The 11,720-nt window shown below is 73.5% G+C and carries 8 protein-coding genes; 4 read left to right on the forward strand and 4 right to left on the reverse strand.

Going from position 1 to position 11,720, the window contains the following annotated elements; all coding sequences use genetic code 11:
* The first annotated feature begins 548 nt into the window (after positions 1 to 548).
* Together E2B92_RS18465 and ptsP are read left to right on the forward strand one after the other, a co-directional pair.
* Positions 549 to 998, forward strand: a complete 450-nt coding sequence (locus E2B92_RS18465; RefSeq protein ID WP_126889444.1) for a PTS sugar transporter subunit IIA — start codon at positions 549 to 551, stop codon at positions 996 to 998.
* An 85-nt stretch (positions 999 to 1,083) separates the two neighbouring features.
* A complete protein-coding gene (gene ptsP / locus E2B92_RS18470; RefSeq protein WP_126889443.1) occupies positions 1,084 to 2,754 on the forward strand; it encodes a phosphoenolpyruvate--protein phosphotransferase in 1,671 nt (556 codons plus the stop codon).
* A 68-nt stretch (positions 2,755 to 2,822) separates the two neighbouring features.
* On the opposite strand, the gene E2B92_RS18475 is transcribed toward ptsP, so the two are convergent.
* Entirely contained in the window at positions 2,823 to 3,716 is an 894-nt protein-coding gene (locus E2B92_RS18475; RefSeq protein WP_126889442.1) for a hypothetical protein, read from the reverse strand.
* Positions 3,717 to 3,729: 13 nt separating this feature from the next.
* On the reverse strand, positions 3,730 to 4,962 hold the full coding sequence (locus E2B92_RS18480; protein ID WP_133087619.1) for an MFS transporter: 1,233 nt from the start codon (positions 4,960 to 4,962) through the stop codon (positions 3,730 to 3,732).
* 118 nt (positions 4,963 to 5,080) lie between these two features.
* On the opposite strand from E2B92_RS18480, the gene E2B92_RS18485 reads away from it, so the two are divergent.
* The gene (locus E2B92_RS18485; RefSeq protein ID WP_126889376.1) at positions 5,081 to 6,400 is read left to right on the forward strand and encodes an aminotransferase class I/II-fold pyridoxal phosphate-dependent enzyme; all 1,320 of its coding nucleotides are present in this window, start codon (positions 5,081 to 5,083) and stop codon (positions 6,398 to 6,400) included.
* A gap of 9 nt (positions 6,401 to 6,409) precedes the next feature.
* Here E2B92_RS18485 and E2B92_RS18490 read toward each other — a convergent pair whose 3' ends face one another.
* Together E2B92_RS18490 and E2B92_RS18495 are read right to left on the reverse strand one after the other, a co-directional pair.
* A complete protein-coding gene (locus E2B92_RS18490; protein WP_126889375.1) occupies positions 6,410 to 6,973 on the reverse strand; it encodes a GNAT family N-acetyltransferase in 564 nt (187 codons plus the stop codon).
* On the reverse strand, positions 6,970 to 8,955 hold the full coding sequence (locus tag E2B92_RS18495; RefSeq protein WP_126889374.1) for an acetoacetate--CoA ligase: 1,986 nt from the start codon (positions 8,953 to 8,955) through the stop codon (positions 6,970 to 6,972). Before E2B92_RS18495 ends, E2B92_RS18490 begins: the two co-directional genes overlap by 4 nt.
* 223 nt (positions 8,956 to 9,178) lie before the next feature.
* On the opposite strand from E2B92_RS18495, the gene E2B92_RS18500 reads away from it, so the two are divergent.
* Positions 9,179 to 11,563: a glycoside hydrolase family 31 protein gene (locus E2B92_RS18500; protein WP_133087609.1), complete on the forward strand. Its 2,385-nt coding sequence runs from the start codon at positions 9,179 to 9,181 to the stop codon at positions 11,561 to 11,563.
* The last annotated feature ends 157 nt before the right edge of the window (positions 11,564 to 11,720 follow it).

Consider the following 11,720-nt stretch of genomic DNA (forward strand, 5'->3'; position numbering starts at 1 on the left):
ATCTCCGTGATGGAGACGGGGTATCAACTAATCTGGCGTTGATTTTTGGCACGCTGTTGAGTTCTCAAGGAACGGACGCTTCCTTCGTACTCACCCTCTCGGGCTTTCCTCCGGGCGCTTCCCTTCGGTATTTCGTGTTTCCAGCTTAGCAGATCCGTTTTCCGTTTCCGCCACCCGCTGGAGCGGGCTGCCGGGCCGTTCTCCGCTTTCGCGTTTCCCTTTCCGGCGGTTCCGACTCTATCAGCCTTTTTCCGACCCCCTGACCACCCACCCATGGACACAGAGGTGTAGACCAGAGGTGTAGACCAGTTAGGATCCGGCTTGAGAGTCGCTGCCGACCTACGACTCAACGTCGCGTCCGGGTCAGGCAGGTGTACGACCCTACCGCCCGTTGGTAGTTGAGGCAAATCGTTTCCGGTGGTCCCTAGGTCCCCGAACCCGGACCTCTCGTGCGGAACCCGGACTTCTTATGACATACGCTTCTGATCAGTACGCCGCCCAGGACAGGCAGGCGGCGACACAGAAGCTCCACCCCTGGGAGGCTCCCCATGACCACCGTGACCTCGCCGCTCGAGGGCCGCGCCATCGGACTCGCCGCAGTGCCCGACCCCGTCTTCTCCGGCGCGATGGTCGGCCCCGGTACCGCCATTGACCCCGTGCGGGAGCCCTCGGAGGCCGTGTCTCCCGTGGACGGCATCGTCGTCTCCCTGCACCCGCACGCCTTCGTGGTCGTCGACGACGAGGGCCACGGAGTACTGACGCACCTGGGCATCGACACCGTCCAGCTCAATGGCGAGGGCTTCGAGCTGCTCGTGAGCAAGGGCGACACCGTCCGGCGCGGGCAGGCCGTCGTGCGGTGGAACCCCGCGGCCGTCGAGGCGGCCGGCAAGTCCGCGATCTGCCCGATCGTCGCCCTGGAGGCCACGGCCGAGTCCCTGGCCGACCTCGTCGAGAGCGGCGATGTGAAGGCGGGCGACTCCCTCTTCTCCTGGCGGTGACGTCAGTGCCGCCTTCGGGCGGCATCGGGTCGGGACATTCACGCGCGGCGGCCGGGAAGCCGCCGCTCAATCGGAGACAGGTGTAATGGAGACAACGCTGCGGGGCGTCGGCGTCAGCCATGGGGTGGCGATCGGCGAGGTGCGCCACATGGGCACGGCGGTCCTCGAGCCGCCGGCCAAGCAGATCCCGGCCGAGGAGGCGGAGCGCGAGCAGGGGCGTGCCCGTCAGGCCGTCGAGGCGGTGGCGGCCGATCTGATCGCGCGGGGCAACCTGGCCGGTGGCGAGGCACAGCACGTGCTCGAGGCGCAGGCCATGATGGCGCAGGACCCCGAGCTGATGGCCGACGTCGAGCGCCGTATCGCCGTGGGGAGCACGGCCGAGCGGGCCGTGTACGACGCGTTCGCCGCCTACCGGGCGCTGCTGGCCGGGGCCGGCGAGTATCTGGCGGGGCGGGTCGCGGACCTGGACGACGTGCGCAACAGGATCGTGGCGCGGCTGCTGGGCGTGCCGATGCCGGGTGTGCCGGACAGCGACGAGCCGTATGTGCTGATCGCACGGGATCTGGCGCCGGCGGACACCGCGCTGCTGGACCCGACGCTGGTCCTCGGTTTCGTGACCGAGGAGGGCGGGCCGACCAGTCACAGCGCGATCCTGGCGCGGGCGCTGGGTGTGCCCGCGGTGGTGGCGCTGCCGGGAGCCGGTGAGCTGGCCGAGGGCACCGTGATCGCGGTGGACGGCAGCACGGGTGAGATCTTCGTGGAGCCGAGCGCGGAGAAGCGCGCGGAGATGGAGCGGGCGGCCGCCGAGCGCAAGGCGGCGCTGTCGGCGGCGACGGGTCCGGGTGCCACGTCGGACGGGCACAAGGTGCCGCTGCTGGCCAACGTCGGCGGGCCGGGCGATGTGCCGGCCGCCGTGGAGGCCGGGGCGGAGGGTGTGGGCCTGTTCCGTACCGAGTTCCTGTTCCTGGACGACAGCGAGCAGGCGCCGTCGGAGGCCAAGCAGGTCGAGGCGTACCGCAAGGTGCTGGAGGCGTTCCCCGAGGGCCGGGTGGTCGTGCGGGTGCTGGACGCGGGTGCGGACAAGCCGCTGGACTTCCTCACTCCGGCCGACGAGCCGAACCCGGCGCTGGGCGTGCGGGGTCTGCGTACGCTGCTCGATCACCCCGAGGTGCTGCGCACCCAGCTCAGCGCGCTGTCCAAGGCGGCGGAGGGGCTGCCGGTGTACCTCGAGGTCATGGCCCCGATGGTCGCCGACCGCGCCGATGCCAGGGCGTTCGCCGAGGCGTGCCGTGAGGCGGGGCTGCGGGCGAAGTTCGGGGCGATGGTGGAGATCCCGTCGGCGGCGCTGCGGGCGCGTTCCATCCTCCAGGAGGTCGAGTTCCTGTCGCTGGGGACGAACGACCTGGCGCAGTACACCTTCGCCGCCGACCGGCAGGTCGGTGCGGTGTCCCGTCTGCAGGACCCCTGGCAGCCGGCGCTCCTGGACCTGGTGGCGCTGGCGGCGGAGGCCGCCAGGGCCGAGGGCAAGAGCTGTGGTGTGTGCGGTGAGGCGGCTTCGGATCCGCTGCTGGCCTGTGTGCTGACGGGTCTGGGTGTCACCTCCCTGTCCATGGGCGCGGCGTCGATCCCGTATGTGCGGGCGACGCTGGCGAAGCACACGCTGGCGCAGTGCGAGCGGGCGGCGGCTGCCGCGCGGGCGACGGATTCGGCCGAGGAGGCGCGGCTGGCCGCGCAGGCGGTGCTGTCCGGGGAGTAGATCCCGGCCGGGTTGTCGAGGAGGGGCTTTTCCGCCGGTGGGCGGGGAAGCCCCTCCTTCTTTTCCGCTCAGTGGTGGGTGGGGTGGTCGTCGTCGGGGGTGATGTCGAATCCGGCGCGGTAGTCGACGCCGGGTTCGGGGGCGAGGGGCTCCCCGGTGTCGGCGTCGGTGCAGTAGGCGTTGAAGACCTCGGCCTCGGTGAGCGGGACGAGGAGGCCCTGGTCGAGGCGCCAGCCGTGGACGCGGTCGGGTGCGGCGGGGGTGGTGGTGCGCAGGACGAGGCCTCCGGGGGTGCGGAGGGCGATGCCGACGGCGAGGACGGTGACGAATTCGGCGGCTTCGGTGGTGTCGAGCGTGGCGGGTCCCGTGGGGGGCCGGTCGGCGTGGAGGACGGCGAGGAGCTGCTCGTCGGCGGGCACGCTGCACACGAGGTGGTGGGTGCCGGGGCCGGCTTCCTCAAGGAGGCGGGTGAGCAGGTGCGACGCCTGGTCGAAGGTGGCGCGGCCGATGTCCTGGCCGCAGTCGGCGCACTGTCCCAGGTCGGCGAGGAGCATGGTGGCGTACTCCCAGGTGGCCTGCCGGACCGCCCGGTGGACGAGGAGCGGGACGAGCCGGTCGACGGGCTGTCCCGTGTAGGTGACGGCGGCGCCGGTGGCGGCGATTTCGGCGGTGAAGCGGCTGCGGCTGTCGGGGGTGTCGGGGTCGAGGCCGGTTTCGGTGCAGTACTCGGCGTACTCCTCGGGGTCGAAGAGGGCGACGGTGGTGTGGCCTCCGTGATGGGCCAGGTCTTTCAGGAGGTGGTCGACCTGGCGGAGGTAGGTGCCGTGGTCGTCGAAGGTGAAGCTGCGGTAGCGGCGGCGCATGGCGGTGAAGTCCTCTTCGTCGGCGAGGAGGCCGACGGTGCTGGGTACTTCGCGGCGGAGTGCGCGTCGCATGGTCGTGGTGGTCGTGGTGCGTGCCATGAATCCCCCTTGTTCATTGGTGCTCACTCACCGTAACCGGGGGCACTGACAGCGGGGGGTGGGGAAGGCGTCGGCGGACCAGTCGGCGCTGGGCGAGGCAGGTGGCGGCGAAGCCGGCGCCGAGGAGGGGCCAGGCGAGGGGGCCCGCGGCGATGACGGCGGTGACGAGGAGGGGGCCGGCGCTGCGCTGGGTGGAGGCGGCGAGTCCGTGGACGCCGAGGTAGGCGCCCTGGGCGACGGTGGGGGCGAGGGCGACGGAGAGTTCCCAGGACGCGGTGGCGTGGATCATCTCGGCGAAGGTGAGGGCGACGGCGGCCGTGGTGAGCGCGGCGACGGCGGTCCAGCGGTCGCCGGCGGCCGAGGCGGCCATGGCCAGGCAGCCGGTGAGGAAGAGGCAGGCGAGGGGGGTGAGGAGGGTGCGGGCCGCTGTGGGGGTGGCGCCGAAGCGGGCGAGGGGGACCTGGAAGAGGACGACGAGCAGGGAGTTGAGGACCAGCAGGAGCGGGGCGAGGCCGAGGGGGGCGTCGGTGGCGTGGACGATCCACAGCGGCATGCCGACCTGGAGGATCGCGTCGTCGAGGTAGAGGACGGCCTCGGTGGCGGTGAAGAGGAGGAAGGGGCGGTCGCGCCAGGGGCTGGAGGGCTTGGTGGGGGGTGTGGGGGTGGCGGGGGCCGCGGGGGTGGGGGGGGGGGCGGGGGGGGTGGGGGGGGGGGGGGGGGGTTCGGCGCAGCGGAGGGTGAGGGCGGCGATGACGGCGTACGAGAGGGCGTTGGCGATGAGGAGGGTCTGGTACGCGGTGGTGGTGGCGAGGGCGAGGGCGGCGGCCGCGCCCAGGCCGCCGACGGCCCAGCCGAGGTTGGAGACGGTGCGGTTGAAGGCCTGGTAGCGGACGCGTCGGGGGCCGGCGACGCGGGCGGCGTAGAGCTTGGTGAGGACGTTGGAGGCGCGGTCGGGGAGGGCGCCGATGGCGGAGTAGAGCAGGAGGAGGGTGAAGTCGTGGGTGGTGAGGAGGGCCAGGAGGGCGGCGGCGCGAAGGAGTTGGGCGCAGATGAGGATGCGGGTGACGGGGAAGCGGTCGGCGAGGCGTCCGGCGAGGGGGGCGCCGGCGATGCCGATGGCGCCGGAGAGGCCGATGAGGAGTCCGACCTGGGCCAGGGTCATGGCGGTGACCTGGGTGAAGTAGAGCGGGAGGGCAGTGGCCCAGAGTCCGGTGCCGGTCTTGTCGATGAAGGCGACGAGCAGCATGCGGTGGCCGTCGCGGCCTCCGGGTATGCGGAGGCGTCGTGCGAGTGCGGGCCTGTGCTGGTGCGGGTCCACCGTTCCCCCTTGACTGCGCATTATGTATTGATACATAGTTCAGTACGTGGCAGCACAATATGCGATCAGTGGGACCACGGCCAGGGGAATCTCGGCTTCCGTGGAGCGGGCGGTGGCGGACGGGGGGCTGGTGCCCGGCGCCGCGCTGCCTCCGGTGCGGCGGCTCGCGGACGAGCTGGGCGTCAGTCCCGGCACGGTGGCCACCGCCTACAAGGAGCTGCGTCAGCGCGGGATCGTGGTGACCAAGGGGCGTGGCGGGACCGTGGTGGCGCAGGCGCCGGCGGTCGGTTCGCGGCGGCCGCCGCGGGTGCCGGAGGGCGTGCGCGACCTGGCGGGCGGCCACCCCGACCCGGCGTTCCTGCCGGAGCTGACGCCGCCGCCGTTGGTGCCGGCGGTGCCGGGTTCGCACCGGGCCTCGCCCCGGCTGGCGTCACTGGAGGGGCTGGCGCGTGAGTGGTTCGCGCGGGACGGGGTGCCGGCGGAGCGGGTGACGTTCGCGCACGGCGCGCTGGACTGCGTGGGGCGGCTGCTGTCGACGGAGCTGAGGCCGGGCGACTCGGTGGCGGTGGAGGACCCGGGGTTCCACCATCTGCTGGACCTGGTGCCGGCGCTGGGGCTGCGCATGGTTCCGGTGGCGGTGGACGACCGCGGGATGGTGCCCGAGGCGCTGCGGACGGCGTTGCGGGCGGGCGTGCGGGCGGTGGTGTGCAGTCCGCGCGGGCAGAACCCGGTGGGCGGGTGCTTCTCGCGGGAGCGGCGGGACGCGCTCGTGGAGGTGCTGGGCGGCTTCCCCGAGGTGCTGGTCGTGGAGGACGACCACAACGCCGACGTGTCGGGGGCGCCGTCGTACGCGCTGGCCGCGGCGGGGCTCCCCCGGTGGGCGCACGTGCGGACGGTGTCCAAGCACCTGAGCGTCGACCTGCGGTGGGCGGCGCTGGCGTGCGACGGAACGACGCTCGCGCGGCACGACGGCCGGCTGTTGATGACGTCCGGCTGGATCAGTCACGTCCTGCAGGAGACGGCGGCGCGGCTGATGGCGGACGGGGCGGTGCGGCGGCTGGTGGGACGGGCGGAGGAGGCGTACGCCGAGCGGCGCCGGGCGCTGATCGGGCAACTGGCGCGGCACGGTGTCGCGGCGCACGGGGCGAGCGGGCTGAACGTGTGGGTGCCGGTGCGCGACGAGGCGGCGGTGGTCAGCGGCCTGCGGTCGCGCGGGTGGTGGGTGGCGGCGGGGGCGCGGTTCCGGATCGCGGCGCCCACGGGCGTACGGGTGACGACGGCGGAGCTCCCGCCGGCCGACGCGGCCCGGCTGGCCTCGGACTTCGCCGCCGTGCTGGGCGAGTCCGAGGCCGTGTACGGGGGTTGAGCCGGGGCCTCAGAGGGTGTCGAAGGGGTGCCGTGCGGCGAACTCGGGGGCGGTCATCCCCACGAGCACCAGGTCGTGGTGGCGGCCCGCGAAGAACTCGTGGTCGCGCAGCCTGCCCTCCTCGGTGAAGCCGAGCTTGCGGTGCAGGGCGAGCGACGGCTCGTTGTACGCGTGGATGCCGGCCTCGCACTTGTGGTAGCGCCGCTCGCCGAACATGAAGCGCAGCAGCACCACCACGGCGTCGGCGGCGTAGCCGCGCCGCTGGTGGTCGCCGCCGATGCCGATGCCGTAGCGGAACCGGCCGGCGCGCGGGTCGGAGTCGGCGGTGGCCACGGAGCCGACGAGTTCGCCGGTGTCCAGGGCCTCGACGGCCAGCCGGAAGTCGTCGCCCTCGGGCACGGCGACGGCCTGGCCGGCCGCCCAGGCGTGGTAGCCCTCCGCGGAGCGCGGCGGGTGGAGGGCGTCGACGGACCGCTGGTGCCCGGTGTGGGCGTCGAAGTCCATGAACGCCTGCCAGTCCTCGGGCTCGCTGCCGCGCAGCCGGACGCGCTCACCGGTCCACAGGGAGGTCACCGGGTGCCCTGGGCGCGCTTGCGGGCGAGCTCCTCGTAGAACCGGAGCAGGTCGAGGTTGTCGACGGAGCCGGGGTTGACCGCCTTGGACAGGTCCGTGCCCTGGAGGAGCCGCTTGACCGGGACCTCGATGCGCTTGCCGGTGAGGGTGTGCGGGACGCCGGGCACTTCGATGATCTCGTCGGGGACGTGGCGCGGGGAGAGCTGTTCCCGGATGGTCCGCTTGATGCGGGCGATCAGGTCGTCGTCCAGGGCGGCGCCTTCGGTGAGGTGGACGAAGAGCGGCATCCAGTAGCCGCCGTCGGGCTCCTCCAGGCCGATGACGAGGGACTCACGGATCTCGGGGAGGCGTTCGACGGCCTCGTAGATGTCGGCGCTGCCCATCCGTACGCCCTGGCGGTTCAGGGTGGAGTCGGAGCGGCCGTGGATGACCACCGAGCCGCGGTCGGTGATGGTGATCCAGTCCCCGTGCCGCCACACGCCGGGGTAGGTGTCGAAGTAGCTGTCGTGGTAGCGGCTGCCGTCGGGGTCGTTCCAGAAGCGGATCGGCATGGAGGGCATGGGGTTGGTGACGACCAGCTCCCCCACCTCGTCGGTGACGGGCTTGCCCTGCGGGTCCCACGCCTGGAGGTCGGTGCCGAGGCAGGCGGCCTGGAGCTCGCCGGTGTGCACGGGGAGGGTGGGTACCGCGCCGGCGAAGCAACTGCACACGTCGGTGCCGCCGCTGACGGAGGCGATCCACAGGTCGTCGCGCACCTCGTCGTGGAGCCAGCGGAAGCCGTCCGGCGGCAGCGGGGAGCCGGTGGTGGCGACACAGGTGACGCGGGAGAGGTCGTAGTCGCGGGAGGGGTGCACCCCCGCCTTGCGGCAGGCCATCACGTACGCGGCGGAGGTGCCGTACAGGGTGGCGCCGGTGATCTCGGCGATCCGCCACTGGGCGCCGGTGTCCGGGTGACCGGGGCTGCCGTCGTACAGCACCACGGTGGTCCCGGTGAGGAGGCCGGAGACGAGGAAGTTCCACATCATCCAGCCCGTGGAGGTGTACCAGAAGAAGCGGTCCTCGGGGCCCAGGTCGCAGTGGAGGCCGAGCTGTTTGACGTGTTCGAGGAGGATGCCGCCCTGGGACTGGACGATCGCCTTGGGCAGGCCGGTGGTGCCCGAGGAGTACAGCACCCACAGGGGGTGGTCGAAGGGGACCTGCTCGAAGACCGGCTCCGCGTCCCCCGCCGTGAGGGCGTCCCATGCGAGGGCGCCCTCGGGTGCCTCGGTGCCCAGGAGCGGGATGTGGACGACGGCGCGGAGGGTGGGCAGCTCTCGGCGCAGCTCGGCGACCGTGTCACGGCGGTCGTGTTCCTTGCCGCCGTAGCGGTAGCCGTCGATGGTGAACAGGACCACCGGCTCGACCTGCTGGAACCGGTCGAGGACGCTGCGGGCGCCGAAGTCGGGGGCGCAGGAGGTCCACACGCCGCCCACGGCGGCCGTGGCGAGCAGGGCGACGACGGCCTGCGGGATGTTCGGCAGGTAGCCGCTGACGCGGTCGCCGGGGCGTACGCCGAGGGCGCGCAGCTCGGCGGCGAGGGCGCCCACCTGGCGGCGCAGCTCGGCCCAGCCGATGGGCGTCACCTCCTGCAGCTCGTCCACGTGGAGCAGGGCGGGGGCGTCGGGGCGGTCGGCGGCGGCGCGCAGCGCGTGCTCGGCGTAGTTGAGGGTGGCGCCGGGGAACCACTGGGCGCCGGGCATGGAGCGGTCGCCGAGGACGCGCTCGTACGGCGTGGAGAACCGGATGTCGAACCACTCCGCCACGGCCTGCCAGAAGGTGTCGAGGTGGTCGACCGACCAGCGGTGCAGCGCGGGGTAGCCGCCGTCGGCGGGTGCGCCGTGCCGCTCGGCCGCCCAGGTCTGGAAGCGGGTGACCGCGGCCGCGTCGACGCGGTCGGGGTCGGGCTGCCAGAGCGGGTCGGGCTGGGCGTGCTCTGTGGTCATGGGGCTGCTCCCTGGCTGTACGTCCCTGTACGCGGGTCTGCGTGGGTCTCGCGCACGTGCGGGGTGTGCGCGTGACGCGGCTGAGCAGGACGATGCCATGTGATCGTTGTTCGCACCAGGGTTCGCCCCCCATGGTCGGCGGGATGAATATGTGCTCCCGCCACGGGTGAACGGCAGTTGAACGGCCCTTGCGCACCCCCGGGCCGGTGGCAGGGTGATCGGCATGGACGGTCGTGATCTGGTGCGTTCGGTGAGGGTCTTCGCCACGGTCCGGGGCCTGCGGGCGATGCGGTCGGCGTGGCGGCAGCGGCGTACGGATGCCTGGGCACTGCGGCCACCGGGGGCCGAGCGGGCCCGGGTGCCCGGGCCCGCGCAGGGGGTGGAGCGGCTGCCGGGCGGGGGGATCGTCCGGTTCGCCCGGTCTCAGGTGCGGGTGTGCGTCTCCAGCGGCGGCACGGTGTTCTGGGGCTGGGACGGGGCGGAGCCGCTGCCGTCGTACGCGGTGGCGGGGCGGGTGCCGGAGCCCGATCCCCGGGCGGAGCTGGAGCCGGACAAGGGCGGCGGCTGGCGGGTGGTGTCGGAGCGGGTGACGGTCGCGGTGTCGCGCAACGGTGCCGTGGAGGTCCGTACCCCCGGCGGGGTGGTGCTGAGGCGCGACATGCCGCCCCGCTGGTGGGAGCCGGCCGCCGGGGGCCCGGCGCGGTGGGTGCAGCGGTCGGAGGTGCCGGCCGACGCGCGGTTCTTCGGGCTGGGCGGGCGGGCGTCGGGGCCCCGGCTGCGCGGCGGGACGTACCGGCTGTGGAACACCGACCCGCGCGGCAGCTTCGGTCCGGGCGACGATCCGCTCTACATCACCATGCCCGTGCAGTTCGTGGTGTCGGACGCGGGCACGCACCTGGCCTTCCACGACAGCTCCTGGGACGGGCAGGTGACCCTGCGGGAGGGCGAGGAGGGGGCCGGGTCCGGGCACGACCGGCCGGGCGCCAGCGAGGTGCGGATGAGCGGCGGGCCCCTGCGGTGCTGGGTGGTCGTCGGCACCCCCGCGCGCGTGCTGCACGGCTGGACCGCGCTCACGGGTGCCCCGGCGCTGCCGCCGTCGTGGGCGCTGGGGCCGCAGCACGCCCGGTGGGGGTTCGGCAGCCAGGAGGAGGTCCGGCGGGTGGTGGCCGGCTACCGGGAGCGGGAGCTGCCGCTGTCGGCGCTGCACCTGGACATCGACCACTACGAGGCGCACCAGGTGTTCACGGTGGACGAGGAGCGGTTCCCCGACCTGCCGGGGCTGGCGCGGGAGCTGCGCGAGGAGGGGGTGCGGCTGGTGTCGATCGTCGACCCGGGGGTGAAGGCGGAGCGCGGGAACCCGGTCTATGAGGCCGGCTCCCGGGTGGGGTCCTCCGGGGCGTTCGTCCGGGACCCGAGGGGCGGGGCGGTGCGGGGCGTCGTGTGGCCGGGTGAGTGCGTCTACCCGGACTTCACCGACCCGGCCGTGCGGGAGTGGTGGGGCGGGCTGTACGAGGAGCGGCTGGCGCGGGGCTTCTCCGGGGTGTGGCACGACATGAACGAGCCGGTGTCGTTCACCCCGTTCGGTGACATGACGCTGCCGCGGTCTGCCCGGCACGCGCTGGAGGGCCGGGGCGGGGACCACCGGGAGGCACACAACGTGTACGGGCTGGCGATGGCGCGGGCCGGGTACGAGGGGCTGCGGCGGCTGCGGCCCGACGAGCGTCCGTTCCTGTTCTCGCGGTCCGGCTGGGCGGGGATGCAGCGGTACGGAGGGACGTGGTCGGGCGATGTGTCGACCGGGTGGCCGGGGCTGCGGGCGTCGCTGTCGCTGGTGCTGGGCCTCGGCCTGTGCGGGGTGCCGTACTCGGGGCCCGACGTGGGCGGGTTCGACGGGAGTCCGTCGCCGGAGCTGTTCCTGCGATGGTTCCAGTTGGGTGCCTGGCTGCCGCTGTTCCGTACGCACGCCGCGATCGACGCGGGGCGCCGAGAGCCGTGGGAGTTCGGCCCGGAGGTGCTGGAGCACGCGCGTGCGGCGCTGGCGGAACGGGAGCGGCTGCGGCCGTACTTCGTGACGCTGGCGCACTTGGCACGGCGTACCGGCGCCCCTTATGTGCGGCCCGTCTGGTGGGGGTCCCCCGAGGACCGGGCGCTGCGGGACTGCGAGGACGCGTTCCTGCTGGGGGACGCGCTGCTGGTGGCGCCGGTCCTCACACGCGGGACGGACCGGCGGGCGGTGCGGCTCCCGCGCGGCCGCTGGTACGACACGGCGACGGGTGCGGCGCACGAGGGGCCGGGGCAGGTGCTGGTGGACGCGCCCCTGTCACGCGTCCCGGTGTTCGCCCGGGCGGGTGCGGTGATCGCGGTGCGGGGCGCGGACGGCGCGGAGGAGCTGGAGGTGTGGGCCCCGCCGGTGGGGCGGACCGGGGGCGGCCTGGTGGTGCGGGACGCCGGTGACGGCTGGGCGGAGGCGGAACTGGAGCGGTACACGTCCCGGGTGGTGGACGGGCGCGTGGTGGTGGAGCGGGTGACGCCGGAGGGGGCGGTGGAGGCCGGGCGGAAGGTGCGGGTGCGGGGGCCGGGTGGTGGGGCAGGGGTTCGGGTGCGGTAGCGGGCGGCTCTGAGGTGCTGGTGCGGCTGGTTCTCCGGTGCTGGTGCGGCTGGATTTCCGGTGCTGGTGCGGCTGTTTTCGGGTGCCGTAGCGGCGGGTTTCTCCGGTGCTGGTGCGGCTGGATTTCCGGTGCTGGTGCGGCTGTTTTCGGGTGCTG

Source organism: Streptomyces sp. WAC05374 (assembly GCF_004353505.1).
Lineage (GTDB): Bacteria > Actinomycetota > Actinomycetes > Streptomycetales > Streptomycetaceae > Streptomyces.

Excerpts from the sequence above, each read along its gene's own strand:
- E2B92_RS18480 (WP_133087619.1), bottom strand. The coding sequence starts at position 4,962 with ATGCTGCTCGTCGCCTTCATCGACAAGACCGGCACCGGACTCTGGGCC.
- ptsP (WP_126889443.1), top strand. The coding sequence starts at position 1,084 with ATGGAGACAACGCTGCGGGGCGTCGGCGTCAGCCATGGGGTGGCGATC.
- E2B92_RS18495 (WP_126889374.1), bottom strand. The coding sequence starts at position 8,955 with ATGACCACAGAGCACGCCCAGCCCGACCCGCTCTGGCAGCCCGACCCC.
- E2B92_RS18475 (WP_126889442.1), bottom strand. The coding sequence starts at position 3,716 with ATGGCACGCACCACGACCACCACGACCATGCGACGCGCACTCCGCCGC.
- E2B92_RS18500 (WP_133087609.1), top strand. The coding sequence starts at position 9,179 with ATGGACGGTCGTGATCTGGTGCGTTCGGTGAGGGTCTTCGCCACGGTC.
- E2B92_RS18465 (WP_126889444.1), top strand. The coding sequence starts at position 549 with ATGACCACCGTGACCTCGCCGCTCGAGGGCCGCGCCATCGGACTCGCC.